This is a genomic window from Buttiauxella gaviniae ATCC 51604 (assembly GCF_001654835.1).
In the GTDB taxonomy this organism is placed as follows: domain Bacteria; phylum Pseudomonadota; class Gammaproteobacteria; order Enterobacterales; family Enterobacteriaceae; genus Buttiauxella; species Buttiauxella gaviniae.
Genome location: NZ_LXEP01000003.1, coordinates 144,804 through 170,815, shown reverse-complemented (window position 1 = coordinate 170,815; position 26,012 = coordinate 144,804). Strand labels below are relative to the sequence as shown.

Below are 26,012 nucleotides of genomic sequence, written 5' to 3'. Positions count from 1 at the left end.
TAAAGCGTGAGTTGTTATACACCTTTTTTGTTGTGTCATACCAAAAGCACTAAAGTTTAATGCAAATCAATATGCAGACTACCATGTCAGGTAGTCTGTGGCAGTCCCCAAGTTCACTACTCAGCGAGTTTTAAAATGGAAAACAAGCTCTTATCTGCAAAAGCTATTCTCCCACAATACGACCGTAGCAAACTGGTATCCCGTATCGTTCATTTGGGATTCGGTGCATTCCATCGCGCTCATCAAGCGGTTTACGCCGATATCCTGGCAAATGAACATGGTAGCGACTGGGGTTACTGCGAAGTCAACCTGATTGGTGGCGAACAGCAAATTGCTGATTTGAAAAAGCAAGACAACCTTTATAGCGTGGCTGAAATGTCTGCCGACGCATGGCATTGCCGCGTTGTCGGTGTGGTGAAAGAGGCTATCCACGCACAGGTTGATGGCCTGGAAGCGGTATTTACCGCAATGACTCAACCTGAAGTTGCGATTGTCTCATTAACCGTGACTGAAAAAGGCTACTGCCATACTCCGGCAACCGGCACTATCTTGCTGGATCATCCATTAATTGCTCACGACCTGGCCAATCCACAGCAGCCGAAATCTGCACCGGGTGTAATTGTTGAAGCACTGGCTCGCCGCAAAGCGGCAGGTCTGCCTGCGTTTAGCGTCATGTCTTGCGACAACATGCCTGAAAATGGCCACGTCACCCGTAACGTTATCACCGCATATGCGCAGGCGATTGACCCAGAACTGGCTGCATGGATTGAAACTCACGTTACATTCCCATCCACTATGGTTGACCGTATCGTCCCAGCCGCGACCGCAGAAACACTGGAGCAAGTTGCAAAAGCGACAGGTGTAGCTGACCCTGTGGCTATCGCATGCGAACCATTCCGCCAGTGGGTCATCGAAGATAACTTCGTTGCTGGCCGTCCTGAGTGGGAAAAAGCGGGTGCTGAACTGGTTAAAGATGTTCTGCCATACGAAGAGATGAAACTGCGCATGTTGAACGGCAGCCACTCATTCCTGGCATACCTCGGCTACCTGGCGGGTTATCAGCACATTTCTGAATGCATGCTGGATGAGAACTATCGTCGTACTGCGCACGCATTAATGCTGCAAGAACAAGCGCCAACTCTGAAAGTGCAGGGCGTTGATCTGGCGAAATATGCCGATTCATTGATTGCACGTTATACCAATCCGGCTCTACGCCACCGTACCTGGCAAATCGCCATGGATGGTAGCCAGAAACTGCCACAACGCTGGTTAGACTCCATTCGCTGGCATCTGGCAAACGGCAGCAAATTTGATCTGCTGGCACTGGGTGTTGCAGGTTGGATGCGTTACGTTGGCGGTGTTGACGAGCAGGGCAATCCAATCGAAGTAAGTGACCCGCTGCTGTCTGCAATCGAGCAAGCGGTTAGCGCAAGTCAAGAAGGGGAAACCCGTGTTAAAGCTCTGCTGGGGCTGAAAACAATCTTTGGTGAAGATTTACCTGCTACCGACAAATTCGTAGCCCAGGTTACTGAATCTTATCTGGCACTGCGTGAAAACGGCGCGAAAGCGACGGTTGCTAAGTTCTAAATATAAAGTTCTAAACTCGCCCGGAAACGGGCGAGATATTACTCTTCACTAAACCAGTCGCGCTTTTCTTTGCGAATCAACAATATTGACTGACTTATCTCATGCAGATGGCGATGCATCGCCTGATCCACACTCTCTTCATCTTTGCGTTTAAGCGCCTCAAAAATATCGTGATGCTGTGAAAGCAACATTTCCGGTGGTGTGACGTGATCTAGGCTCATATAACGCACACGGTCCATGGTCGCTTTGATATTTTCGACGGTGTCCCACGCCAGGCTACAATCGGCGACCAGAGCTAACTGCTGGTGGAACTCATCGTCTAACTGGAAAAAATCATCCATCTGGTTGCGGTCAATGGCGGTTCGTTGCTGGTTTAATAACTGCTCAAGCATATACAGATGTTCATCTGTTGCCATACTCGCTGCACGTTTCACCACGGCACGTTCAATTGCTTCACGGACGAAACAACCATTCTTTACCTGGTTTACAGAAATTTTATTAACGTAAGTGCCACGCTGGGGGCGAATTTGTACCAGCCCGGTTTCAGCCAGTTTAATAAATGCTTCGCGCACCGGTTGGCGTGATACTTCAAAACGTATCGACACTTCTTTTTCAGAAAGGGGCGTTCCAGGCGGTATTAAGCAACGAACAATATCACGACGCAAAATGCGGTAGATTTGTTGGTTTACAGGTTGTGTGGGGTTGAGCAAGTTTGACGGTGACATGAATTTTTTCTTATCGTTGATGAGCCGTGCAAATTTAACATTTATTTGTACGATCGCCCATACCCAGAAGCGCGTTGTGGGTATGGGCCAGGTGATTAACCTTCGCGGTGAACACTAAGTCCTGCAAACGACTGGCTAACAGGCATCATCTCAAGCGTGTTGATGTTGACGTGCTTCGGTAGAGTGGCAACCCACCAGACAGCTTCAGTGACATCTTCTGCGGTCAGCGCATTGGCATTTTCGTAGGTTTTTTCAACCTTGCCGTCATCGCCTTTAAAACGCACGTTAGAAAACTCAGTACCACCCACCAGACCTGGCTCAATATCCGTCACACGGATAGCGGTTTTATGCAGATCTGCACGCAGGTTCAGACTGAACTGGCGTACGAACGCTTTAGTCGCGCCATAGACGTTGCCACCGGCATATGGCCAGCTACCTGCGGTAGAGCCAATATTGATGATATGACCACGGTTACGCTCAACCATGCCAGGCAGCACGGCGCGAGTCATATAGACCAAACCTTTATTGTTGGTATCGATCATCGTTTCCCAGTCATCCGGGTCGGCTTTATGTGCAGGCTCCATGCCCAGCGCCAGACCTGCATTGTTGACCAGAATATCGATATTGCGCCATTCGGCTGGCAATTGCTCCATCGCTTGTTCGATAGCCGCGCGATTGCGAACATCAAGTTGCAGCGTAATGATGCTATCGCCCAATTCTTCTTTAAGTTCTTGTAGACGTTCATGACGGCGACCAGTGGCAATTACTTTATGGCCCTGTTGCACGAAACGACGGGTAATACTCTCACCAAATCCGGCAGTGGCGCCGGTTACCAGAATAATCATCTCACTGTTCCTCAACGCTTTTTATGTCGCAATACCTTAGCACGCTAAGGCTGTTAGTGATAATTGAACTTTAGTATGGCAGCACCTGTGCATTACTGGTGCAACAAGGCCATGTCTGTGCAACTTGTTGGTGCAGGCTATTGCTTAAATTTTAACAATCCAGCTCATGATACCAAAAGGCAACCGTTTGCAGGAGGGAGCAATCGTTTGCATGCTAAAAAGTTGCATAATTGTTGCGCAACAAGAGAGTATGTAACCTAAGCTACTGTTATAAAAATGATTAAATCTAAATTCCAACATGGCATCAACATTGCAGCTATTAACTCATTCTTCACAAACCAATTACAGGTACGGCGATGACAGTTAATTACACGCAAGCGCTACGCGGTCAGTTTTTCGATATTACTCAAACTGGGACGAATCCCGAGGAATTACTGGCTAATGCTCGTCATCACGAAGATGCAGTGCTGTTCCTTAAGGAAGGCACTGTCGTCGCGTTGTTACCGTGGGAAGAAGGGCGCAGCCATCTGCTGGCTGAAAATGATTACATTGATTATCGCGGTAAGCTGATTATTCCGGGCTTCGTTGATACCCATCTGCATTATCCGCAAACTGAAATGATTGGTGCCTATGGTGAACAGCTATTGGAATGGCTACAGACATATACCTTCCCGGTTGAAAGCCAATATCAGGATAGTTCGCACGCGGCAAAAATGTCAGCCTTCTTTCTTAGCCAGTTACTGAGTAATGGCACAACCACGGCTCTGGTATTTGGCACAGTACATCCACAATCAGTCGATGCACTTTTTAGCGCGGCGGAACATCTCTCGATGCGGCTTATTGCCGGTAAAGTAATGATGGATCGTAACGCGCCGGACTATCTCACGGAAACACCCGAACAAAGCTACCTGCAAACCCGTGAGCTTATTCAACGCTGGCACAAAAAAGGGCGGCTGAACTATGCGCTGACGCCTCGTTTTGCTCCAACCTCATCACCTGAATTACTCGAAGCGGTACAAACGTTACGTGAAGAGTTTCCCGATACCTGGCTGCACACTCATCTTAGTGAGAACAGCGATGAAGTCGCTTGGGTAAAAAGTCTGTGGCCGGAATCCGAAAGCTATTTGGGCGTCTATCACCAGTACCAATTGACGGGCAAACGCAGCGTCTTTGCGCATGCCATCCACTTGCAGGATTGCGAGTGGGATTGTCTGCATCGAACCGAATCGGCAATCGCCTTTTGCCCAACCTCTAACCTGTTTCTCGGTAGTGGTTTGTTTAACTTAAAGCAGTGCCATGACCGAGGGATCCGCATGGGTATTGGTACCGATGTTGGCGCAGGCACAACTTTTAATATGCTGCAAACACTGGCTGAGGCGTACAAAGTCGCGCAACTTCAAGGCTACCGTTTGTGTGCCAGTGAAGCGTTTTATCACGCAACTCTTGGCGGAGCTCACGCGTTGGATCTCGATGATAAAATTGGCAATTTCTTACCCGGCAAAGAGGCAGACTTCGTGGTTCTCGACCTGGCTGTATCTCCGCTACAGAAGATGCGCCACGCAAATAGCCGCGACATTTACGAAAAACTGTTCGTGCTGATGACTCTTGGTGATGATCGCAACATCTGGCACACCTGGGTCAACGGAAAATGCGTGTGGCAGCGAGATACCCTGGAGGTCGCGGCATGATTCAATTTTTGCTAAATCAAACGTTAAAAACCCTCGATGATGTGGACCCGAATACCACGGTGCTGAACTGGTTGCGCGGCAGTGAACAGCGCTGCGGCAGTAAAGAAGGATGTGCATCTGGTGATTGTGGTGCTTGTACGGTAGTTCTCGGTCAAGTAGACGGCGAGAACATGCGCTACCAGACGGCAAATGGCTGTATCACGCTCATCAGCCAACTTGCTGGTAAACAGTTGCTGACGGTGGAAGATCTATCGCAAGGCAATGAATTGCACCCGGTGCAGCAAGCGATGGCCGATTGCCATGCATCACAGTGCGGCTTTTGTACTCCAGGTTTTGTTATGTCGGGATTTGCACTGCAAAAATCGAACACAGCCGCACAGCGCCATGAGATTGAAAAGAGCCTTGCGGGAAATCTTTGCCGCTGTACTGGCTATCGCCCAATTATTGACGCCATGCAGCAAAGCTGCACAACCACGCACGATCAGTTCACTCGCACTGAGCCGCAAACTGTATCGCGATTAAAAGCGCTGCAATCAACGGGCGTGGGAGAACTTACAAAATCCAACCGTTGCCTGTTACCTAAAACAGTTTCCCAATTGGCAGTACTTTATCAACAAAACCCTCAGGCACGATTACTGGCAGGGGGCACCGATCTGGCGCTGACGATTACCCAGCAGTATCAGACACTGCCATTGATTATCGGGCTTAACCAGATTGACGAACTTAAGACGATTACGGTGACGGAGAGCCAGATTCGTATTGGTGCGATGGCAACGTTACAGGCGTGTCAGGACGCCTTACAACCTTTGATTCCGGCTTTTGCACAAGTGCTGGATCGTTTTGCCTCTCCGCAAATTCGCAACCACGGCACCCTGGTAGGAAATTTGGCGAATGCCTCGCCCATCGGCGATGGTGCACCGATGTTACTGGCTCTGGGTGCTCAACTCGAGCTGCGTTGCGGCCAAACCGTGCGCATAGTGCCGCTGGATGAGTTCTTCCTGAGCTATCGCAAAACCGCCTTGCAACCAGGCGAATTTATCAGCGCGGTGCTGATTGAGCGCGCTGCTATCTCCCCGACATTTGCCGCGTGGAAAATATCAAAGCGTATGGATGATGATATTTCGACGGTATTTGGCGCGTTTAACCTGCATTTCAGTGATGGTGTTGTGACAAGTGTGAAACTGGCATTTGGCGGCATGGCTACGGTCCCCGCGCGGGCTAAAAGTGCTGAGCAAACTCTTTCTGGTTTGCCATTCACCCAGCAAACATTAGACCTGGCATGTCATGCACTGGCCGCAGACTTCCAGCCGTTAACTGATTTCCGCGGTTCTGGGCGCTACCGTTTGACTGTTGCGCAAAATCTGCTGAGGCGTTTGCTGTTGCAACAAACCGAACCCGGTAATGTGCTGGAGGTACAAAACTATGTCAACTAACCCGGTGCGCCTTTCAGAGCAGGCATTAATCGAGCAATTTTCACGTGAAATGAGTGGTGGAGCGGGTAAGAGCCGTAAACATGAAAGCGCCGATAGGCATGTGAGCGGCAAAGCTGAATACATTGACGACAAGCTGACATTGCCGGGCATGTTGTATCTCTGCCCGGTTCTTAGCCAGCATGCTCATGCAAGAATTACCAAAATCGACACTACCGAGTGTTACTCCATTGCTGGCGTGGTGCGAGTCTTTAGCTGGCAGGATGTACCCGGCGAGCTGGATATTGGCCCGCTGGCACCTGGCGACCCGCTATTTGCGCGAGATTTGGTTGAATACCATGGCCAGGTTGTACTGACTGTGGCTGCGGAAACGTCCGAGGCGGCGCGTGCTGCGGCGCTCAAAGCGGTGATTGAATATGAAGTTCTTGAGCCGGTACTGGATGTCGAAGAAGCATTGCAGCGCGAGCAATATGTGCAAGAACCGCATATTCATCAGCGTGGTGACGCAGACCGAGCGTTGGCCGGTGCGGGGCATCGTATTCAGGGGCAATTTCATATCGGTGGGCAGGAGCACTTTTATCTCGAAGGGCAAATTGCCGTGGTGCAACCGGGGGAGGATGGCTGCGTTACGGTCTGGTCGTCGACTCAGCACCCCACTGAAGTACAAAAATTAGTGGCGTCAGTACTAGGCGTAACGATGAATAAAGTCACTGTTGATATGCGCCGTATGGGCGGTGGTTTTGGTGGCAAAGAGACGCAAGCAGCGGGCATTGCCTGCCATGCGGCACTGGCTGCGGCATTAACCGGCCGACCAGCCAAAATGCGCCTTTCACGTCGTGACGATATGCGTATCACCGGTAAACGGCATCCATTTTTTGTCCGATACGATGTTGGTTTTACGGATGAAGGGATGCTCAATGGGGTAGTCATCGATCTGGCGGCCAATTGCGGTTACTCGCTGGATCTTTCAGGATCGATCTGCGATCGCGCAATGTTCCATGCCGATAATGCCTACTATCTGGGTGATGCAAGAATAACGGGGTATCGCTGTCGTACGAATCTGGCATCCAATACGGCATATCGAGGGTTTGGCGGGCCACAGGGTATGGTCGCCATTGAGCAGATTATGGATCACATTGCGCGTGAACTCGGTCTTGACCCGCTTGAAGTGCGTAAACGTAATTACTACGGCGATACTGAGCGTAACGTCACGCACTATCACCAGACTGTTGAACACAACATCATGCCGGAAATCACCCGCCAGCTTGAAGCGAGTGCCGATTACCATTCCAGGCGCGAACAAATCAGCGAATTCAACCGCCTAAGTCCAGTGTTAAAACGTGGCCTGGCTCTTACGCCGGTCAAATTTGGCATCTCTTTTACCTCCAGTTTTCTCAACCAGGCTGGTGCTCTGTTGCTGATTTATACTGATGGCACTGCGCAACTTAACCACGGTGGCACGGAGATGGGACAGGGATTAAATACCAAGGTGGCGCAGGTGGTTGCCGAAGTGCTGCAAATTCCTGTGGAACAGATTCAGGTTACGGCAACTAACACTGGGAAAGTGCCAAATACCTCGCCAACGGCGGCATCGTCGGGTGCTGATCTCAATGGCAAAGCCGCCGAAATTGCGGCGCTGATAATTAAAGAACGGCTGGTGGAAATGCTATGCGGCTTGCACAAATGCACCGCTGACCTGGTGGAATTCCGCAATGGCGTGGTAAAAGTGCCTGGCCACCATTTTACCTTTACTGAAATCGCGAATCTTGCGTGGCTAAACCAGGTGCCGCTTTCAGCCACGGGCTTTTACAAAGTACCGGGTATCCACTACGATCGCGCCGCCGGGCGTGGGCAACCGTTCTATTACTTCTCATATGGTGCGGCGTGTTCTGAAGTAGTTATTGACACACTAACTGGCGAATATCGTCTATTACGCACCGACATTCTGCATGATGTTGGCAACTCTCTGAACCCGGCGCTGGATATTGGCCAAATAGAAGGCGGGTTTGTGCAGGGTGCTGGCTGGCTGACTTGCGAAGAGCTGGTATGGGATGAAAAAGGGCGACTGCTGACTGACAGCCCGATGAGCTACAAAATCCCGGCTATCAGCGATGCGCCAGCCGACTTCAGAGTCCAGTTGCTGGAGAATCATGCCAACCCGCAGCACACGGTTTATCGCTCCAAAGCCGTGGGTGAACCGCCATTTATGTTAGGAATTTCAGTGTGGTGCGCTTTGCAAGATGCTGTGGCAAGTGTCACGGATTACCAGAAACACCCGCGCCTTGATGCACCCGCAACACCAGAACGTGTTTTCTGGGGCTGTCAGGAGGTGCCATGAATGATGAATGGATCAGCTTTCTGATGCAGCTTCGCGAGCGCCGCGAACCGTGCGTATTACTCACGCTGCTGGCGGACAAAGGCTCCGTGCCGAGAAATTGCGGCACGAAGATGATTGTCGGGCGACAGCAGAGCTTCCTGACTATCGGAGGCGGGCATCTTGAATTCCAGTGCATTGCGATGGCGCGTGAGATGCTGGAAAAGCAGGCTACAGCTCCGCATACCGAGCATTTTAATCTTGGGGCGCGGCTAGGGCAGTGCTGTGGCGGCATGACCACCGTTTTATTTGAACCACTAATTCAACAGCAGCCACAAATCATGGTTTTCGGCGCAGGCCATGTAGGGCAAGCGCTGGTGGCATTATTATCAACATTACCCTGTCACATTACCTGGGTGGATGAACGGCCTGATATGTTTTCAGCGGCCCCAAAAGGGGTAACAACCTGGCAGGCTGAAGACCCATTGGATGCGGTGAAATCGGCGGCTGCGCAAAGCTATTTTATTGTGATGACTCACCACCATCCGCGCGATCTTGAACTGACCGAAGCGATACTTAAACGCGGTGATTACCGCTATCTGGGCTTGATTGGTTCGCAAACCAAACGACAACGCTTTGAATATCGGCTTTCAGGAAAAGGAATTACTGAGCAACAACTGAGCACTTTGCGTTGCCCGCTGGGCCTGCCAGATGTTAAAGGAAAACTGCCTGCGGAAATTGCTGTGGCGATTGCCGCCGAGATTATAGCGGTGTATCAGGTAACGACTTGATTTTGGCGGATGACGCTCGCGCATATCCACCCTACAATCATTTTATCTTCTTTCGTAGGGTGGAAAAGCGTAGCGCCTTCCACCTACCTGTCGACATTGCTCCGGGAGCTCAGGATGTTGTTAGATAACCCGTTTTATCACATCAGTTTATTGCCTTACCAAGCCCCTCATTTTGATGACATTCAGGACAGCCACTATCGTCCGGCATTTGATGAAGCTAAACGCATCAAGCGCGCAGAAATAGCGGCGATTGCCAATGACACTGCGGTACCCACGTTTGAAAATACCTTTCTTGCGCTAGAAAAAACCGGACAGATGTTAGGGCGAGTAACTAATGTCTTCTTTGCTATGACATCTGCGCACACCAACGATTATCTGCAACACTTGGACGAAGAGTTTGCCGCTGAACTAGCAGAGCTTGCCGATGAAATGCGCCTTAATACGGTACTGTTTGAGCGTCTGGATAGCGTTTATCAACACCGCCACACGCTGAGTCTTGATGAAGAATCGCGGCGTTTAGTTGAAGTCGTTTGGCAGAGTTTTAGGTTTTCGGGTGCAACATTAAGCGAAGATAAAAAAACGCGCCTGAAAGTGCTGAACAAAGAAGCTGCGCAGCTTAGTAGCCAGTTTAATAATCGCCTGCATGCAGCAGATAAAGCCGCCGCGCTGGTGGTTGACGACATTACTCACCTGGCTGGATTAACGCCGGGTGAAATTGCAGCCGCGGCGCAACAGGCAAATAGCAAAGGGCAGGACGGGAAATATATCATTCCGCTGCTTAACTTCACCCAGCAGCCCGCGTTGCAATCGCTACAAAACCGCCAGACGCGTGAAAAACTGTTCAAAGCGGGTTGGGAACGCACTCAACACAACGACAGCAACGATACCAGAGCGATAGTGGCGCGCCTTGCAACACTGCGTGCGGAACAAGCGCAACTGCTTGGGTTTGAGAACTATGCCGCCTGGAAAATTGCCGATCAAATGGCAGAAACGCCGCAGGCCGCGTTTCAATTTATGCGTGATATCGTGCCTGCCGCCACAGCACGTGCCAAACGCGAGCTGGCTGATATCCAGCAAGTGATTGACGAGCAACAGGGCGGGTTTAAAGCCGAGGCATGGGATTGGGCGTTTTATGCCGAGCAAGTGCGTCTGGCGAAATACGACCTCGATGAAGCGCAAATCAAACCGTACTTCGAATTAAATCGAGTGCTGACCGATGGTGTCTTTTGGGCGGCAAGCCAGCTCTTCGGGCTAAAATTTGTTGAACGCTTCGATATTCCGGTCTACCACGATGATGTCCGCGTATGGGAAATCTTCGATAAAGACGGTCGTGGAACGGCGCTGTTCTATGGCGACTTCTTTGCCCGCGACAGCAAAGGCGGCGGGGCGTGGATGGGCAATTTCGTTGAGCAATCTACGTTACTGGAAAACGCGCCGGTAATTTACAACGTCTGCAACTACAGCAAGCCAGCAGCTGGCGAAGCGGCACTCATTTCCTGGGACGATGTGGTGACGTTATTCCACGAATTTGGTCATACGTTACATGGGCTGTTTGCTACTCAGCGCTATGCAACACTTTCTGGGACTAATACGCCGCGCGACTTTGTGGAGTTCCCTTCGCAAATCAATGAACACTGGGCGAGCCAACCCCAAGTGTTTGCTAACTACGCACGCCATTATCAAACTGGCGAGGCGATGCCTGATGCGTTGAAAGATAGGCTATTCCGTGCGGCCCGCTTTAACAAAGGCTATGACATGACAGAGCTGCTTGCCGCAGCACTACTGGATATGAATTGGCACAGTCTACCGGCCGGAAGTACTGTCGATGATGTGGCGCAATTTGAAGCGGATGCACTGGAAAGTGAAAATATTAATCTTTCAACTGTTCCTCCGCGTTATCGCAGCAGTTACTTCGCGCATATCTTTGGTGGAGGTTATGCGGCGGGCTATTACGCGTATATCTGGACGCAAATGTTGGCCGATGATGGCTATCAATGGTTTGTGGAACAGGGAGGGTTGAATGCACAAAACGGTCAGCGCTTCCGTGAAGCGATTTTGTCTAGAGGGAACAGTCGCGAGCTCAAAGCGCTATACAACGACTGGCGTGGACATGCGCCTTACAGTGAGCCGATGCTGGAAAACCGTGGTCTGGCAGACTAAAAACGCACGTTAATACCTGGCGGGTAAATCATTCAATGCGATGAGAATGCCATCATCAAGTTGTATGTACCCGCCTTGTTTTAACTGCGCGAGCATTTTCATCACCGTACTGCGTGATAGCCGTGTTCTTTCAAGAATGTATTTAGCTGCGGATGTGGACTCGCGCACGCTAACAGACTCACTCATTAACATAACTAAATGGAACTTGACCACTTCATAGGTGGTGGGGGCTGTCATAATAATATTGTTATTAAACAGGTTGGTTGTCACCTTCGTCACATGTTTCGCGAGTAGCTCCCACGAGTTTGTTTCAGCAATCAGCTGTTGTGCCTGGGCGGTTGTGATAGTGGCGACTTCCGCTTCATCTTGTAGCTCCAGATACACCCCGCTGGTATCTGGAATCATATCGGTGACTCCAGCGATATTAGGAGTGGGTAGGGTTGCCATCACAAACTCATCTGTATCACGGCGCACTTTAATAACGCCTGAGCGAATGATGTAGCACATCTTTACGCCATCAACCGTATAGTAAAGCCGTTGATGCGGGGGCTTCTTTTCAAATGTGACATACGGACTGAGTACATCGATAAGATCGAATGTTGCCTGAACTTGAATCGTTTTGGTGAAAATCTGTTCGGGAGAATCTTTCATATCAGCACATTTCATATCAAAAGCTGTTCAATTAAACCTAGCATAGAGCCAGATGAAGTGAATCTTGTTTTTGTAACAAATACTGTTTAATTAACAATCGGATATGTGAAGTTCGTACCTTCATTTATGCACTTAATATCTCAATGGAATGTTATTGATACCGATTAAACACCCTCGCTCCGTCGTGATATAGCCACCGGTTTTCAACTGAGCAAGTATTTTCATAATGCTACTGCGGGATAAGAACGTACGACTTTGTATATAGTTAGCAATGCTAAGACTGTTTCTGATTTCTTGTGTCTCGCTCATTAATTCGTAGAGTTGATAACGAATAATATCATATGAAGATAATGATGAGATCTTTGTGCAATGGTCGTAAACACGAGTGACGGTGTATATCAATAAAGCCGATAAACTTTGCCATAAATTTTCTAGCGCAATAATCTCGTTTGCTACTTCTAATGGCATCCAGCTTACTTCAGATTCATCATGAGTCCTGATATGAATATAGTCAGGATCAGTGAGTTGTGTACTCATACCAAATACATAAGGCGCTGACTCCGTATTTAAAACCATTCCATCAATGGTTCGGTAAAGCGAAACGCTACCTTTATGTAATAGATAACACTTCCTTTCATTGCTATCCATATAGTTAATAATTTGACGAGGTTTTGTTTCAAATTTGTTAGCTTTGATATTTAACTTTGCGATTAACTGCTCAATTTCGGCAATGGGTTTTTTATTTAAGATGGTTATATTATCTGTAAAAAAAGGATTTTGCTGTTCAAATACAGACATTTACATTCTCTCTGTAAAGACCAGGAACATTCCTGGTGGGCTATATGCGCCTGCATTATGGTTAAGAAGTTTTATTAAGTGAATAAATGTTACGGTGTAAAATTACACCGAAAAATATCTTGAGTTTGATCCCGTATTTATTGAGAATTGATTCAAGCAGGGAATTGATGTGAAGTTCCAAAAATGATTTTTTAATATAAGCACCTTTTTAGTGGTATGCCGCTAAAGAAAGGCTTGCTTCTTAATGAAGTAAATCAATTTCGTACTACATATAACAGTTCGCTGCACATATAACATGATGATGCATGGAAACTTGGTGGGCACTCTAACTTATTATTTCTCAATAATAAGCGGGGATGCTTTTATTCAAAATGCCACCAAATAATTAAATAAAGGAAAATGTAATGAAAAAGAATTTAATCGCTGTTGTAGTCGCTGCTATCTCCGCTGTATCTGCTTCAAATGCAATGGCAACTGCGGGCACCGTGAATTTCACCGGTATTATTCTGGATGCAGCGTGTACTGTTGACGTGGCTTCCCAGAACCAGACAGTTCCATTGGGTTCATACAATAAGTCCGAATTCACTGCCCAGGGTGCTGTGACAGCGGCTAAGCAATTCTCTATCGTTCTTAAGAACTGCCCGGAAGCTTTAACCCAGGCTCACGTACGTTTTGACGGCCAGCCAGACCTGACTGACTCTACACTGTTAGCAATTGACAATGTTAGTGGTTCAGCAACGGGTGTTGCAATCAACCTGATGTCTGCTGACAAACTTCAGCTGCCAATGCATGGCGAAAACGGCTATAGCTACGCATTGTCTAGTACTGTTGACAACACTCTGGATTTCTACGCTCAGTATAAATCAACTGCACTTACAGTGACGGCTGGTCCAGCTAACGCTTCAACCACCTTCTCTGTTGTTTATAACTAATATCCGCACGGACATGACAAGGGGGGCCGGATTTCCCGGCCCTTTTTTACAGAGGTATCAAATGAATTTTGTGAGTAAAACGTTAATTGCCCTGGTTATAGCCAGTACGGCTATTTCTGCAGCCAATGCCGGCGTTGTGATTGGTGGAACCCGGGTAATATATGACGGCGGAAAAAAGGAAGCTTCACTGAGCGTCAATAATCCAGATTCTGTGCCATATCTTATTCAGTCATGGATTGACACCCAATCAGGTGGCGCTGAGAAAGTTCCCTTTATTATCACACCGCCGCTGTTTCGTTTAGATCACGGCCAACAGAATATATTGCGCGTCGTGCGTGCGGGAAATTTGCCAGATAATAAAGAATCAATGTTCTGGTTAAGTATAAAATCGATCCCTTCAGCGCCTAAAGCGGAAAATTCACTCCAGGTGGCGGTGAAAACACGCATTAAATTGATTTATCGCCCGGAAGCGTTAAAGAAAGAGGTACCAGAACAATTAGCCGGACAATTGACCTGGCAGAAAGTCGGTAACCAGGTGCAGGTGACTAACCCAACCAATTATTACATGAATTTCAACCAGATTACGGTGGGCGGTAAAGCTGTGCCGGAGGTGACCTTTGTGGCTCCGGGCGGTACAGCACGCTTTAACTTACCAGCAGGTGTTTCATCTGGGCCGCTGAGTTTTAAAATTATCGGTGATTTTGGTGGCATCGGCGAAGTTCATAACGCGTCAATTTAGTAACAAGAATAAATACTTCCCGATCGTACAGGGCAGTACGGACCAGAATTATATAGCCTGATATATACAGGCAGGAAGTTAATGATGAAAGCAAACAATCGTCTTCAATTACGATCGACTCATCTCGCCTGGTGTATTGCTCTGGCCTGTTCAGGAATGAGCGAAATCGCGCAGTCACGCGATTATTTTAACCCGGCTTTGCTCGAGCTGAATAACCCCTCTTCACAAGGTGCCGATCTTGCTGCCTTTGAAGAGGGAGAACAAGCTCCCGGTATTTATCGTGTTGACATTGTTCTTAATAATCAAATTGTCGACACCAGGGATATTGCTTTCAAATTAGTCAAAGAAGGTAGTGGAGAGGCAAAACTTCAACCTTGTTTTTCCGCAGGTGTTTTACAAAGTTACGGTGTGAAAACAGCGCTGTTCCCGGAAATTAAAGCTGACGCGGAATGTGTCAATCTTGCCGCTATTCCCCTCGCGTCAACGGAGTTTATATTTTCTTCCCAACAATTGTTGTTGAGTATTCCTCAGGCAGCACTTACCGCGCAGGCGCGCGGCTATGTCGCGCCCGAACTCTGGGATGAAGGTATTAACGCGTTGCTGTTTAACTACAGCGTAAACGGTAATAACACTTTTGTGCGTAATGGCCAGAACTCGAACAGCCAGTATGCCAACCTGCGGCCGGGCATCAACTACGGTGCATGGCGCCTGCGCAACTACACCACATGGAATCGTGACAGTAACGGTAAAGACAAATGGGACACGGTTTACACCTACGCGCAGCGTGATGTGGTCGCTTTGAAAAGCCAGATGACGCTGGGTGATAGCTCAACACCTTCCGATGTATTCGACAGTATTCCGTTCCGTGGCGGCCAGCTTGCCTCTGATGACGATATGTTACCGGACAGCCTGAAAGGCTACGCCCCTGTGGTGCGCGGAATTGCGCGTACCAATGCGCAGGTGATTATTCGCCAGAGCGGTTACGTTATTTATCAAAGCTATGTGGCACCGGGTGCGTTTGAAATTACCGATATGTACCCGACCGGCGGCTCCGGTGATCTGTATGTCACCATAAAAGAAGCCGATGGCAGCGAACAATACCTGGTGGTGCCTTTCGCATCGGTGCCTGTCTTGCAGCGTGAAGGGCGGTTTAAATACAGCCTGACGGGGGGAGAATATCGCTCATACAGCAGCAGCGTGGAAAAAACGCCGCTGGCGCAAGGCACGGCAATTTACGGCCTGCCACACGGCTTTACTATTTATGGTGGCTTGCAGGAATCGAGTAAATACCAGTCGCTGGCCCTGGGCCTGGGGAAAAACCTCGGCGATATTGGTGCGATATCTACAGACGTAACACAAGGCTGGTCAACGCCTAAAAACGGCTTAAAAACAGACGGCCAGTCCTGGCGTATCCGCTATAGCAAGAACTTCGCTGATAGCGGCACCAACTTTGCGATCGCGGGTTATCGCTATTCCACTTCGGGCTTTTATAGCATGCAGGAAGTGCTCGATACCTATAGTGACTCGGACTTCACCGACGATCGTCGCCGCAATCGTGCAGAAATGACGATTAGCCAAGTGCTTGGGAAAAGAATGGGGTCTTTAACGCTGTCGGCCATTCGCGAGAACTACTGGAACATCAATAAGACCCTGGAGTCTTATGGCGCGAGCTATAACAACTCCTGGAATAGCGTCAGTTACAGCCTGGGTTACACATGGAGTAAAAACTCGACAGCAAATGGTACCAATGGCGGGAAGATTTACACTAATGATCAGCTTGTGTCGCTCAATATTAGCGTACCGCTGTCAAGCTTCCTGCCAAATACCTGGGCTAACTACAGCATGAATACCAGTAAACAGGGCAGTACCACCAATAATATCGGTGTCAGTGGTATCGCGTTACCTGGTAATGCTTTGAGTTGGAATGTGCAGCAGGGCTACGGCACAAACGATGTTGGCTACACCGGGAATATGAATGCTGATTATCGCGGAACCTACGGTGAAGTGCTCGCGGGCTACAGCTACGATCAGCATTCACAGCGCGTGAATTATGGCCTGTCCGGTGGTGTTCTTGCTCATGGTGACGGCATTACGCTGGCGCAACCTTTCGGTGAAACTATCGCCCTTGTCAAAGCACCGGGTGCTGCCAGTGTTGGGGTGTTGAACCAGAATGGGGTGAAAACGGATTATCGCGGCTACACCGTGGTGAGCGGCATGATGCCATTCCGTAATAATGACATCAGTTTCGATACCTCCAGTATGCCGGATAACGTTGAGCTGGAATTAACCACCAAAACCGTGGTACCGACTCGTGGTGCGGTAGTACGTGCAGTTTATCAGGCGAGCGTTGGGCAAAGGTTGTTATTGAATCTGAAACGCAGCAATGGCGAACCTGTTCCATTTGGTGCCATTTTATCAATGAATAATAAAGATGCCGATAACCATGGCTTTATTCTGGGTGATAACGGGCAGGTTTATTTAACTGGCCTGAGTAATAACCTCGATTCCACTGTGAAATGGGGTGATGACACCACGCAAATCTGCCAGGTTAAAACTGTATTGCCTGAACCTAAAAATGATGCATCCGTTACGCAGTTTGATGCCGTGTGTCGTTGAGAATTTATTAATGAAATACATATTGGTTTTTATCACAGTGCTATTTTCTGGCTATGCAAGTGCTGCTTGTGTAACGGGAACAAATGATATATCCACCATTTCTCCGGGCAATATGATTGTTCAGCGCGATGCACCTGTAGGAACCATTATAGGGTCATTCAGAACGATGCAAGTACAGGCGATAATGGTTTCTTGTAGTCCCTCTGGAACCCGGTATGCATATTTTGATTATATGGGGGCGGTGGCTATTTCTCCGGGCTTGTATCAAACAAACATCCCGGGAGTGGGTATTTACCAGGAGAATGCTGATACTCATGCAAGAAGTTATATAAGTACATCGTCTACATCTACGATGGGGACTCCAGGCTTTAATGGTATTATTAATATCTGGCCTGGCGCGGATAGTAATATAGTTTTTATTAAAACAGGAAGTATTGTGTCAGGTTTTTTACAGCCAGGAATGATATCACATCAAGTCGTTGCTGATGATGGTGGAACAATGCGGGAAATTGATTTGGCTGGAGGAAGTGTGACTCAGGTTGCTTGCTCAATAAAAACGCCTAATTTAGTGTTCCCGTTGGGTGATGTGCCTATTTCAAGTTTTGGCAGCACCATCGGTTTTATACCTGACGTGAGTACCACCCAAAACCTGGGGCTGGACTGTGATGCGGGTGCGAATATTAATGTCTCGCTAAATGGGACGCAAAATCCGGACAGTTCAGATGCCAGCGTATTAGAACTGAATAACCAGGGCGGAAGTGATGTCGCCAGAGGTGTAGGTATTCAGCTTCTTTATAACGATGTACCTTTATCATTAAATAATAACATCGTGTTGAAGAACTCGCCGGGTGGTGTCGAAACATTCCCTCTGAAGGCACGTTTTATTCAGACTCAAACAACAGTAACGGCTGGTGATGCGAGTACCAATGCCACGCTACAATTAACCTATCAATAAGGGGGGTCATTAACATGAATAAGACCATTACTGCTTTGATATTCTCGGGGGCAGCATTGTGTTATGCCGGTATAGCCAGCGCCGCTGACCGGGTTAATATCAACGTCACAGGGCGAGTAGTGGCTACACCGTGTGTGGTGGATACTGATACCGTCTCGAAACAAGTTGATTTAGGGCAAGCTATTGCAAACAACCTTAATCAACCCGGTGGGAACCCCATATGGAAGGATTTCCAGCTGCTATTAACCCAGTGTCCGGCAGCCATTCAATCAGCAACGGCAACGTTTACCGGCGCGGTTCATAATACCGACCCGACCGCATTTAAAAATCTGGGAACGGCAGTAAATAGCGCCTTGCAGATGACTAATACAGACCACTCGGTTATTTACGGTAAAAACAGCCAAATGACAGTGGCAGTTGATAATTCAACGCGGCAGGCAATATTCCCGCTTTCTGCGAGAATATTCAGCCCTGCTGAGAAAGCGACAGGTGGAACATTTAGTGCTGCGGTAAGCATTGTATTTACTTATCAGTAAAATGTTATCCCAGATAAAACTCTGTGAAGGTAAAGATGTTAAATATCGCTATTGATGATTCTGATTCGCTGTATCGGAACGGATTTGAAATCTTTCTTGAGAAGTTGTTTCTTAAAGAACAAAAATGCCCCGTGCAGTTTGATTCCTTGAACAAGTCAAATGCAACCCATGTTGATGTTATTGTAAAAAGCTTTTCGGCTGGAGATGAATATATTTGCCAGCCCATGTTAAAGTATCGCAGCAAACCAGGGTTGATTATTGGTATCTACGATGGAAATAAGTCTCCTTATCATCATGAATTACCGTTGTGTATTAAAAATATTGTATTTATAAATCGCGCTGAGTCATTAAATAGGGTGCGTGAACAGGTTGTGAGAGCGTGGATATATAGCATTGAAAACCCTGTTATTTTACATTGCAACAAATGTTTGCAATGCAAATTTCGGGCCTTATCACCGCAGCAGTTGACTATCGCTGAATACCTACTGCGTGGTAAGGACATTGTTGATATAGCAAAATCATTAGAACTTAGTGTCAAAACGGTAAGTGCCCATAAGCGTTTAATGATGAGTAAATTCAACCTTAACTCTGATTGTGAATTGTTGCAGTTCCTTAATAACCTGAAAAAGCATAACCTGCCGGTAAGCTTATTTATGAAAAATATTTATAGTTAAAAAATGCGCCAAAGGGCGCATTTTTTGTGAATAGTGTTAGCGCGGAATAGGGCGCGGTTTACCATCAGTATCGACAGCAACATAAATAAAAATGGCTTCTGTCGCTTTATATCGCTGGCCAATCGGCTCTGATGAAACCTTTTTCACCCACACTTCGACATTTATGGTGATGGAGCTATTGCCACGTTTTACGCAGTTCGCATAACAACACACCACATCGCCTACCGCGACGGGTTTAAGGAAGGTCATACCATCGACACGAACGGTGACCACGCGCCCCTGGGCAATCTCTTTGGCCATGATTGCACCGCCCATATCCATTTGCGCCATCAACCAGCCGCCAAAAATATCGCCGTTGGCATTAGTGTCAGCAGGCATCGCGAGTGTGCGCAGTACCAGTTCCCCTGCGGGGGCGTCTTGTGGAGTCATTTTGCTTTCCAAAAAGTAGTCATAAATTTCAGTATTATTAAAGTCACTGCATATTTTATCATAGTTATGAACATGACCCTGCGCCGGTATGGCTTGCGAAGTCGTTTTTGAAGGGGGTAAACCTAAGCACCCAAAGCTAATAATCACATTGATAAACTGTCTACTATCCGCATCACTGTCGCACCACAAAAAAAGCATGACCTGGTATTTACTGACGCTTCTTTTAGCGAACTACGTATTCTGACTATCTGGTAGGTTAATGTTTATATGAAAAAAATCATTCTTTTGGCGGTTGTTATGGCAGGTGGGATGAGCTCAGCCATGGCGCAAAATGTCACTGTTGATGTGCCAAGTGGCTATAAAGTGGTGGTAGTGCCTTCTTCCGTTACTGTTTCGCAGGCTATCACTGTAGCAAGCCCGGCTCCGCAGGCAGTTTATGTTGCACCAACGCCTGCTCCAGCCCCCGTAGCCGCTTATCATCCACGTGCTCGGCATGTTGCCAGTGTTGCAGAAGGTATGGTGATTGAGCACCAGTATGATGACCATCATTAATTTTAGAATTTAAGTCTGATGAAAATGCCTCGGCTATTATTGCCGGGGCATTTTTGCATCTGGGGGATTTAAAAGAAAAAAGCACACGTTGATTTTGGATTTATCAACGTGTGTTCGAGAACAGAAAATGTTTAAACGGGTTCGCGAATGTTTATTTCTCTTCTTGAGGCATGTTACCGGCATTTAATGCGTTTAACTTTGTTTTACTGTGATTTACGCCAGCCCATCACCCAAGCCATTCTTTGTCATTAGATGTTTTATTGTGAATGACTATGATTGATAAATGTTTACTTCAATTTATATCACTTGTGTACACTAATGCGTATATCGCAAAGGAGTGTACACAATGCTCACCGACACAAAGCTTCGAAAATCTCTTGGTAAGCGAAGAGAGAAGGTCGAAGTCCTCTCTGATTCCCACGGATTAAATGCGCGCCTGTCTGTAGCTGGGGCAATAACATTCTTCTACCGCTATCGATGGCTGGGTAAGCCAGTTCAGCTGACCATTGGTGAGTATCCTATCATATCACTGGTTCAGGCTCGCGACAGAAGGCAGCAATTTCGCTCCTGGCTCTCCGATGGATATGATCCGCGACAGAAAGCCATGCTGGAAATGAACGAGAAGGTTACCGCGCTGACGGTTGAAGAAGCATATGATTATTGGGTGAAGCATTACTGCGTCCCGGAAGGGATAATCAAGGTTTACGAAAACCAGAAAAGCTTCGAGAAGCATATAAAGCCGGTGATCGGAAAAGCAATTGTTGACCAGACCACAAAGCGGCATTGGCTTGATCTGTTCGATGGGATGGGGCGGATGGTTATCACCGGGGAAATGCTTTCGTTAATGAAGAGGGCATTCCGGTTCTGCAGCAATAGAGATGTCATTAAGAGCAATCCGCTCGAAGCGTTGAGAAAGTCTGATGTTGGTGTAGCGGCTAAAATGGCCGACCGACGCCTTACGGATGCAGAGATTAAAACGGTATGGGATACGCTGTATTCGATGCCGCCATCACAGCAACTCGTTGTCAGGTTTATGCTTCTTACAGGCTGCCGGGCTGCTGAGATAAGAAAAGCAAAATGGGAATGGTTTAATTTTGAAGAAAAAACATGGACGGTACCAGCAGAAGACTACAAGACGGGGAAGAGCATAAGAAGGGCTCTGCCAGATCACCTTATAAAGATGCTGACAGAGCATAGAAGGGGATCGGTAACTCAGTATGTTATGACTCCAGCTCGGTTCCGTAGTGGTGATGAAAAACCACCAACGCAGGCGCTCGTCTCTACATACTCCGCTCAAGTCATCAGGAAGGCAGGCATGGCGGCATGGAGCCTTCATGACATAAGAAGAACGGTGGCGACAAGGCTTTCTGAACTTGGGGCTCCTCCGCATGTAATAGAAAAGCTTCTTGGTCACCAGATGGCTGGGGTGATGGCCAGATACAACCTGCATGACTACATGAGCGATCAGCATGAATGGCTGGATATCTGGCATCAGCATCTTGAGAAGGTCATTGGATACAATCTGTAGGCCGATGAACCGCATCTTCCCACTTAATAATTTCTGACTCACGCCAGCGCTTAGGGTTTCCCTGAACCGTTGGCTTTGGGAATGGGCAAATGAAAGTAGATGGCATTCTGTTGGGGGTGCTCCAGAAGTAAAGGGTGCTCCGTGAAATCTGGTATCTCTGCAGGATGTCGTTTGTCAGTAAAATCTTATCGTCCATAGCTTTCTCCAGGCGTAAAAAAACCTGCTCATATGCAGGTCATATATGGTCTTTTATCGTGAAATTTAATCGAAATGGCTCATGTATAAACCGTTACGGGTGTAATGGCTCACATATGAGCTTATTTGTGTGTAATCTGGTGGTTATGGTTCATTTGTGACACTTGGCGCAGCTTCAATCATGGCAGCCCAGCATAACCTGGCTTTATGCGCCGCCTGCTGGCATCCGCTCATAGCTTTGTATGCCTCCCATTCATCCGAATTACTAAAGAATGAGTCCGGTTCAGATTCAAACCCTTCAACTACCATATTCTCTGTTGGCTCGATCGGTACCAGTTTCCATCCAGTAGGCACTGCCTGGAGTGGAGGCGCTGCAAACAATGGGCCCGGAGCTACATCGAATCGACGCCAGCGAATATCACACTTTCTTTCTTCGCCTGGCTTGTTCCACGCCACAACATCAGCAACCGGCTCCTTGCTCGCCTTCCGGTATCGGTTCGTTCGGTGGCGCAGCTGCAATTGGTATTGGCGCGGTTATAGCTGCGATGGCGCTCTCAAGCTCATTGGCTGGCAAGCGCAAGAATGGTGGCCCGGTATCAGCTGGCTCAATGTATCAGGTAGGTGAGGGCGGTATGCCTGAAATCTACCAGGCCAGCAGCGGTAAGCAATTCATGATCCCCGGCGATAACGGCAAGGTCATCAGCAACAAGGATATGCAGAGCGGAAGCGGTGGAGGTGGTGGCGTTGTTGTGAACATCAATAACTACACCAGTTCCACCGTGGACGCGCAGGCGACACCAGATGGTAAAGGCGGGTGGACTGTTGATGCGTTCGTTTATGACATCAGCAACGGCGGCCCAGCGAGTCAGGCTATTGAGCAGTATCACCAGGCACCGAGAAAAGCGCGAGGGTAATTGTTGCATTGCCTTGCTTCATCCCTCTGATACCATGTGACAAAATGTTACTTACTGGGGTGTGGATGTGAAGAAGATATTAGTAGGATTTCTGTGTTTGTTACCATTGCAAGCTATGGCGATTTCTAACTCTGAAATTGTTCAGCAAGTAACAAGTGACGCTAAAACAAAGTTTTTCCCTGAGGCTGTAAAAGTTTCATCCATTTCAGACGTGAAGTTTTTCCCGGAATACGAGGATTCTAGCTATGCTCGGATCGGTAATGTGTGTGGAAAGGTGATTGTCACTAACGGCAATGAAAACGCCAACATAGTGTTCATTGCCCACGTGACTGAGAAATCAAACGTCTTGATGGTTGATAAACCAGTAAGCCTATACGACATGGGGCATCAAGCAGACCTTGCTAGAGATGATTTGAGCAAGCGATGCAAGTAGTTAAAAATCCTCCTGGAAGATTTCACGTCCAAGATGACTAGCGACAATAGCCCACTCAGGTGCATGGATAAATGATCAGTTCATGAGCTTCATAAGCACATGTTAAATTTGCCAAAATATTGCTTTCGGTGAATGAGCATGCAAGATGAAGATGATCGCCAAAGAAAAAATAGTTTAACGCTTCAGCGGCGACTTGAGCAGGTTACTCCAGCACTGCTTTCAGAGTTTTTGTACAAGCGAGGTATCCCTGTTTTCACTTGCTTACTCTGTGGGAGTGAGGATATCGGGATACCTGAATGTGGCGTGATTCAAACCGGGCCAGATGGTAGTGAAAGAAAAACATTCGTCGATTACATTAAACTTGAAGCCGATGGCCCTCCCTCATCGATAATGCAATATCAGTACCGGGTAATTTGTCGGAACTGTGGATTTACACACCATATAGCCGTATGGCCAGTGCTTAAATGGGTCGAAGAGGGGAAAGAAAATGCAGGCTGACAGGGATGATGGCACAAACCTGGTACCATTTCCGCGATTCAAAAATGGCGGAGGCGGCGGTGATGGGGGTGATATGTATACACGTGAACGCATAGCTCGACTTGAGGCAACTGACGAGCTACGAGAGCGCAATATGCGTGGCGTTGAAAGCGAGCTCAAAAACATTAGCCAAAAAATGGATAATATGGAGACGCGCTTGGTGGATAAATTAGGCGCTATGGACACGCGATTCAGGGACAAGGCTGATGAAAATCAGAAGTGGCTAGTTGCTCTTCTTGTGTCTGCCATCCTTGTTCCGCTATTTATGGCTCTAGTTACCAAATAGCCCACTCAGGTGGGCTTTTTAACCTAATGCTGAATCCTGGAGTCGTTCCGCTGATGGAAGCTGAACTTCATAAGAAACTGCAGGTATTAGCATAGGAGTGTTCCCTTCTTCATCTTCATAGCTAGTTAGGTTTTCAGGAGGGTATCTGCTATCAATTGGCTGTAGAATTGTTCCCGAATACCCAGCAAATAGCTGCCTAAACATCGTTTTCCCGTCGAGCATTAGCACCAAGACATAATCCTGATCTTCAGCTTCCATGCATGGGTCGAAGAAAACCAAGCATTTCCTAGGAAATCCATAGCCAAACTGATCTGAGGAGGCCATCGCCGCATCATCAATGACTAAGGCAAACCCAAGATTACTTAACGGTAATGAAGTTGTATGAAGTTTTTCTATGAGATTCTTTTTCTCTCCAGAGTCGTAAAGCCATGCGCTAACATTTTCAGAAGAGATAATAGGTATTTGCCGGGCAGGTGCCGAAGAAGGTTTTCTACGTATGTCTGGCTCTTGCCCATCTCCCGAGGCTAGCCACTCTTCACTGACATTCAACGCCTCAGCTAATTTGATGAGAACCTTCATTCTGGGCTTTGATTCACCAATTTCATATGCGGCGATCATCCTTTGAACTACCCCGATCTTTGATGCTAGCTCTGATTGCGTCAGACCTAGCCGCGCGCGGCAAGATGCAACTCTATGTGGGAAGGTGTCGTCAAACTGCATATGAACATCCATTAAACTCTAAAAAACTCTCAAAGCATATTGCAAATGCTGTTTGATGCAGTATTATGCAGTTGAGGTTTAATTACTAGGTGCTTATATGATGAATAAAGAAGTTAAAACTATCAACCCAATTCAATTACGGCTTCCTGCCGAGGATAAGTCTTGGATCGCTAGCTCTGCGGAGAAAACACTTCGCACTATGCATAGTGAGATTGTGTATCGCTTGAAACTGCTGCGCGAATTAGAGGAGAAAGGTGTTGTTACTATTCAGTAAAAACGACGAAACCCCGCAGTGCGCTAACACTAACGGGGTTTCTAATGTCAGTAATCCTTGCGAGAAAACCAACATGAGCAGTGTACAGAACAACGAATTAACTTTCCAGCAAACAGCATTCCATCCGGTTTCCCATGCAGGCGAAACATGGCTCACATCATCCGAACTGGCCGCGGCGCTAGGGTATAAGAAGTCTGATGCTGTTACGCAAATCTATAGCCGCTATCACGATGAATTTAGCGAGAAAATGTCAACGACCCTCAAAATGAGTGTCGTTAGAAAAACGGGTGCGGTTGATATCCCTGTGCGTGTTTTCTCTCTTCGCGGATGCCACTTGATAGCCATGTTCGCCACCACGGACAAAGCCAAGGAGTTTCGCCGCTGGGTGCTGGACATTCTTGATCGCGAAGTTGCGCAGGGGAACGTCAATCCAGCATTCGATTTTAAAATGCACGTCCATAACATCAATGTGGCATGCATCCACTTAGACGCCATGTGGGATATCTGGAGCAATGAGCTTAACCCGGCACTGAGAGCGCTTGGCTCACCAATCGCAACAAAGATGGTTGATCGTTTGAAAGATTCATGTGCTCAGGTGAATGGTGTTCGCGGTGGAATGGAAAGAGCTTCTGGTTTGAAGGGATTGCAGTATCACTGAGGGCGCATGGGATGGCGCAAAAAGAAAAACCGCCAGTGTGGAGCT

Annotated in this window: 26 protein-coding genes; 20 read left to right on the top strand and 6 right to left on the bottom strand. The window is 47.7% G+C overall.

Features of this window, described 5'->3' with window-relative positions:
* Window positions 1–135 precede the first annotated feature (135 nt).
* A complete protein-coding gene (locus M977_RS01220) occupies window positions 136–1,587 on the top strand; it encodes a mannitol dehydrogenase family protein (protein ID WP_064511731.1) in 1,452 nt (483 codons plus the stop codon).
* Window positions 1,588–1,625: 38 nt separating this feature from the next.
* On the opposite strand, the gene M977_RS01215 is transcribed toward M977_RS01220, so the two are convergent.
* Window positions 1,626–2,312 carry a GntR family transcriptional regulator gene (locus M977_RS01215; RefSeq protein ID WP_064511730.1) on the bottom strand — a complete coding sequence of 229 codons (687 nt, stop codon included), beginning with the start codon at window positions 2,310–2,312 and terminating at the stop codon, window positions 1,626–1,628.
* Between the two features lie 95 nt (window positions 2,313–2,407).
* Window positions 2,408–3,157, bottom strand: a complete 750-nt coding sequence (ydfG, locus tag M977_RS01210) for a bifunctional NADP-dependent 3-hydroxy acid dehydrogenase/3-hydroxypropionate dehydrogenase YdfG (RefSeq protein WP_064511729.1) — start codon at window positions 3,155–3,157, stop codon at window positions 2,408–2,410.
* 356 nt (window positions 3,158–3,513) lie between these two features.
* Here ydfG and guaD point away from each other — a divergent pair, with 356 nt between their 5' ends.
* The 5 genes from guaD (at window position 3,514) to dcp (ending at window position 11,540) form a co-directional block, all read left to right on the top strand.
* A complete protein-coding gene (gene guaD / locus M977_RS01205; protein ID WP_064511728.1) occupies window positions 3,514–4,845 on the top strand; it encodes a guanine deaminase in 1,332 nt (443 codons plus the stop codon).
* Complete coding sequence (gene xdhA / locus M977_RS01200) at window positions 4,842–6,278, top strand: xanthine dehydrogenase small subunit (protein ID WP_064511727.1); 1,437 nt, start codon at window positions 4,842–4,844, stop codon at window positions 6,276–6,278. The genes guaD and xdhA overlap by 4 nt, the downstream gene beginning before the upstream one ends.
* Window positions 6,268–8,613, top strand: coding sequence for a xanthine dehydrogenase molybdopterin binding subunit (gene xdhB / locus M977_RS01195; protein ID WP_064511726.1), 2,346 nt, complete (start codon window positions 6,268–6,270; stop codon window positions 8,611–8,613). Before xdhA ends, xdhB begins: the two co-directional genes overlap by 11 nt.
* Complete coding sequence (xdhC, locus tag M977_RS01190; protein ID WP_064511725.1) at window positions 8,610–9,380, top strand: xanthine dehydrogenase accessory protein XdhC; 771 nt, start codon at window positions 8,610–8,612, stop codon at window positions 9,378–9,380. Before xdhB ends, xdhC begins: the two co-directional genes overlap by 4 nt.
* A 114-nt stretch (window positions 9,381–9,494) precedes the next feature.
* Window positions 9,495–11,540: a peptidyl-dipeptidase Dcp gene (dcp, locus tag M977_RS01185; RefSeq protein ID WP_064511724.1), complete on the top strand. Its 2,046-nt coding sequence runs from the start codon at window positions 9,495–9,497 to the stop codon at window positions 11,538–11,540.
* A gap of 9 nt (window positions 11,541–11,549) precedes the next feature.
* Here dcp and M977_RS01180 read toward each other — a convergent pair whose 3' ends face one another.
* Complete coding sequence (locus tag M977_RS01180; RefSeq protein WP_064511723.1) at window positions 11,550–12,191, bottom strand: helix-turn-helix domain-containing protein; 642 nt, start codon at window positions 12,189–12,191, stop codon at window positions 11,550–11,552.
* Between the two features lie 132 nt (window positions 12,192–12,323).
* Window positions 12,324–12,989: a winged helix-turn-helix transcriptional regulator gene (locus tag M977_RS01175; RefSeq protein WP_064511722.1), complete on the bottom strand. Its 666-nt coding sequence runs from the start codon at window positions 12,987–12,989 to the stop codon at window positions 12,324–12,326.
* A 404-nt stretch (window positions 12,990–13,393) separates the two neighbouring features.
* Here M977_RS01175 and M977_RS01170 point away from each other — a divergent pair, with 404 nt between their 5' ends.
* From M977_RS01170 to M977_RS01145, 6 genes are all read left to right on the top strand, one after another.
* The gene (locus M977_RS01170) at window positions 13,394–13,921 is read left to right on the top strand and encodes a fimbrial protein (protein WP_064511721.1); all 528 of its coding nucleotides are present in this window, start codon (window positions 13,394–13,396) and stop codon (window positions 13,919–13,921) included.
* A gap of 61 nt (window positions 13,922–13,982) precedes the next feature.
* Window positions 13,983–14,660 carry a fimbrial biogenesis chaperone gene (locus tag M977_RS01165; protein WP_064511720.1) on the top strand — a complete coding sequence of 226 codons (678 nt, stop codon included), beginning with the start codon at window positions 13,983–13,985 and terminating at the stop codon, window positions 14,658–14,660.
* Window positions 14,661–14,741: 81 nt separating this feature from the next.
* Window positions 14,742–17,276 carry a fimbria/pilus outer membrane usher protein gene (locus tag M977_RS01160; protein WP_064511719.1) on the top strand — a complete coding sequence of 845 codons (2,535 nt, stop codon included), beginning with the start codon at window positions 14,742–14,744 and terminating at the stop codon, window positions 17,274–17,276.
* A 10-nt stretch (window positions 17,277–17,286) separates the two neighbouring features.
* Window positions 17,287–18,231 (top strand): fimbrial protein, encoded by a 945-nt coding sequence (locus M977_RS01155; RefSeq protein WP_064511718.1) that lies wholly within the window; start codon window positions 17,287–17,289, stop codon window positions 18,229–18,231.
* Window positions 18,232–18,245: 14 nt separating this feature from the next.
* Window positions 18,246–18,767 carry a fimbrial protein gene (locus M977_RS01150; RefSeq protein ID WP_064511717.1) on the top strand — a complete coding sequence of 174 codons (522 nt, stop codon included), beginning with the start codon at window positions 18,246–18,248 and terminating at the stop codon, window positions 18,765–18,767.
* Between the two features lie 35 nt (window positions 18,768–18,802).
* A complete protein-coding gene (locus M977_RS01145; RefSeq protein ID WP_064511716.1) occupies window positions 18,803–19,441 on the top strand; it encodes a helix-turn-helix transcriptional regulator in 639 nt (212 codons plus the stop codon).
* Window positions 19,442–19,477: 36 nt separating this feature from the next.
* Here the strand turns inward: M977_RS01145 and yciA are convergent, their stop codons facing one another.
* Entirely contained in the window at window positions 19,478–19,870 is a 393-nt protein-coding gene (gene yciA / locus M977_RS01140) for an acyl-CoA thioester hydrolase YciA (RefSeq protein ID WP_064511883.1), read from the bottom strand.
* Between the two features lie 267 nt (window positions 19,871–20,137).
* On the opposite strand from yciA, the gene M977_RS01135 reads away from it, so the two are divergent.
* The 6 genes from M977_RS01135 (at window position 20,138) to M977_RS24835 (ending at window position 24,315) form a co-directional block, all read left to right on the top strand.
* Window positions 20,138–20,422, top strand: a complete 285-nt coding sequence (locus tag M977_RS01135) for a hypothetical protein (protein WP_064511715.1) — start codon at window positions 20,138–20,140, stop codon at window positions 20,420–20,422.
* Window positions 20,423–20,768: 346 nt separating this feature from the next.
* Entirely contained in the window at window positions 20,769–21,950 is a 1,182-nt protein-coding gene (locus M977_RS01130) for a tyrosine-type recombinase/integrase (protein ID WP_064511714.1), read from the top strand.
* 575 nt (window positions 21,951–22,525) lie between these two features.
* A complete protein-coding gene (locus M977_RS01125) occupies window positions 22,526–23,059 on the top strand; it encodes a hypothetical protein (protein ID WP_064511713.1) in 534 nt (177 codons plus the stop codon).
* A gap of 67 nt (window positions 23,060–23,126) precedes the next feature.
* On the top strand, window positions 23,127–23,492 hold the full coding sequence (locus M977_RS01120) for a hypothetical protein (protein ID WP_064511712.1): 366 nt from the start codon (window positions 23,127–23,129) through the stop codon (window positions 23,490–23,492).
* A gap of 138 nt (window positions 23,493–23,630) precedes the next feature.
* Window positions 23,631–23,990 (top strand): hypothetical protein, encoded by a 360-nt coding sequence (locus M977_RS01115; protein WP_064511711.1) that lies wholly within the window; start codon window positions 23,631–23,633, stop codon window positions 23,988–23,990.
* A gap of 73 nt (window positions 23,991–24,063) precedes the next feature.
* Complete coding sequence (locus tag M977_RS24835; RefSeq protein WP_245163470.1) at window positions 24,064–24,315, top strand: hypothetical protein; 252 nt, start codon at window positions 24,064–24,066, stop codon at window positions 24,313–24,315.
* Between the two features lie 18 nt (window positions 24,316–24,333).
* On the opposite strand, the gene M977_RS01105 is transcribed toward M977_RS24835, so the two are convergent.
* Complete coding sequence (locus tag M977_RS01105; protein ID WP_064511710.1) at window positions 24,334–25,035, bottom strand: XRE family transcriptional regulator; 702 nt, start codon at window positions 25,033–25,035, stop codon at window positions 24,334–24,336.
* A 97-nt stretch (window positions 25,036–25,132) separates the two neighbouring features.
* Between M977_RS01105 and M977_RS25125 the strand changes: the two genes are divergently transcribed.
* The gene (locus tag M977_RS25125) at window positions 25,133–25,309 is read left to right on the top strand and encodes a hypothetical protein (protein WP_157092017.1); all 177 of its coding nucleotides are present in this window, start codon (window positions 25,133–25,135) and stop codon (window positions 25,307–25,309) included.
* Between the two features lie 73 nt (window positions 25,310–25,382).
* On the top strand, window positions 25,383–25,967 hold the full coding sequence (locus M977_RS25770) for a BRO-N domain-containing protein (RefSeq protein WP_245163469.1): 585 nt from the start codon (window positions 25,383–25,385) through the stop codon (window positions 25,965–25,967).
* Window positions 25,968–26,012 lie beyond the last annotated feature (45 nt).

Excerpts from the sequence above, each read along its gene's own strand:
- M977_RS01220 (WP_064511731.1), top strand. The coding sequence starts at position 136 with ATGGAAAACAAGCTCTTATCTGCAAAAGCTATTCTCCCACAATACGAC.
- M977_RS01215 (WP_064511730.1), bottom strand. The coding sequence starts at position 2,312 with ATGTCACCGTCAAACTTGCTCAACCCCACACAACCTGTAAACCAACAA.
- ydfG (WP_064511729.1), bottom strand. The coding sequence starts at position 3,157 with ATGATTATTCTGGTAACCGGCGCCACTGCCGGATTTGGTGAGAGTATT.
- guaD (WP_064511728.1), top strand. The coding sequence starts at position 3,514 with ATGACAGTTAATTACACGCAAGCGCTACGCGGTCAGTTTTTCGATATT.
- xdhA (WP_064511727.1), top strand. The coding sequence starts at position 4,842 with ATGATTCAATTTTTGCTAAATCAAACGTTAAAAACCCTCGATGATGTG.
- xdhB (WP_064511726.1), top strand. The coding sequence starts at position 6,268 with ATGTCAACTAACCCGGTGCGCCTTTCAGAGCAGGCATTAATCGAGCAA.
- xdhC (WP_064511725.1), top strand. The coding sequence starts at position 8,610 with ATGAATGATGAATGGATCAGCTTTCTGATGCAGCTTCGCGAGCGCCGC.
- dcp (WP_064511724.1), top strand. The coding sequence starts at position 9,495 with ATGTTGTTAGATAACCCGTTTTATCACATCAGTTTATTGCCTTACCAA.
- M977_RS01180 (WP_064511723.1), bottom strand. The coding sequence starts at position 12,191 with ATGAAAGATTCTCCCGAACAGATTTTCACCAAAACGATTCAAGTTCAG.
- M977_RS01175 (WP_064511722.1), bottom strand. The coding sequence starts at position 12,989 with ATGTCTGTATTTGAACAGCAAAATCCTTTTTTTACAGATAATATAACC.
- M977_RS01170 (WP_064511721.1), top strand. The coding sequence starts at position 13,394 with ATGAAAAAGAATTTAATCGCTGTTGTAGTCGCTGCTATCTCCGCTGTA.
- M977_RS01165 (WP_064511720.1), top strand. The coding sequence starts at position 13,983 with ATGAATTTTGTGAGTAAAACGTTAATTGCCCTGGTTATAGCCAGTACG.
- M977_RS01160 (WP_064511719.1), top strand. The coding sequence starts at position 14,742 with ATGATGAAAGCAAACAATCGTCTTCAATTACGATCGACTCATCTCGCC.
- M977_RS01155 (WP_064511718.1), top strand. The coding sequence starts at position 17,287 with ATGAAATACATATTGGTTTTTATCACAGTGCTATTTTCTGGCTATGCA.
- M977_RS01150 (WP_064511717.1), top strand. The coding sequence starts at position 18,246 with ATGAATAAGACCATTACTGCTTTGATATTCTCGGGGGCAGCATTGTGT.
- M977_RS01145 (WP_064511716.1), top strand. The coding sequence starts at position 18,803 with ATGTTAAATATCGCTATTGATGATTCTGATTCGCTGTATCGGAACGGA.
- yciA (WP_064511883.1), bottom strand. The coding sequence starts at position 19,870 with ATGACTCCACAAGACGCCCCCGCAGGGGAACTGGTACTGCGCACACTC.
- M977_RS01135 (WP_064511715.1), top strand. The coding sequence starts at position 20,138 with ATGAAAAAAATCATTCTTTTGGCGGTTGTTATGGCAGGTGGGATGAGC.
- M977_RS01130 (WP_064511714.1), top strand. The coding sequence starts at position 20,769 with ATGCTCACCGACACAAAGCTTCGAAAATCTCTTGGTAAGCGAAGAGAG.
- M977_RS01125 (WP_064511713.1), top strand. The coding sequence starts at position 22,526 with ATGGGCCCGGAGCTACATCGAATCGACGCCAGCGAATATCACACTTTC.
- M977_RS01115 (WP_064511711.1), top strand. The coding sequence starts at position 23,631 with ATGCAAGATGAAGATGATCGCCAAAGAAAAAATAGTTTAACGCTTCAG.
- M977_RS24835 (WP_245163470.1), top strand. The coding sequence starts at position 24,064 with ATGTATACACGTGAACGCATAGCTCGACTTGAGGCAACTGACGAGCTA.
- M977_RS01105 (WP_064511710.1), bottom strand. The coding sequence starts at position 25,035 with ATGCAGTTTGACGACACCTTCCCACATAGAGTTGCATCTTGCCGCGCG.
- M977_RS25125 (WP_157092017.1), top strand. The coding sequence starts at position 25,133 with ATGATGAATAAAGAAGTTAAAACTATCAACCCAATTCAATTACGGCTT.
- M977_RS25770 (WP_245163469.1), top strand. The coding sequence starts at position 25,383 with ATGAGCAGTGTACAGAACAACGAATTAACTTTCCAGCAAACAGCATTC.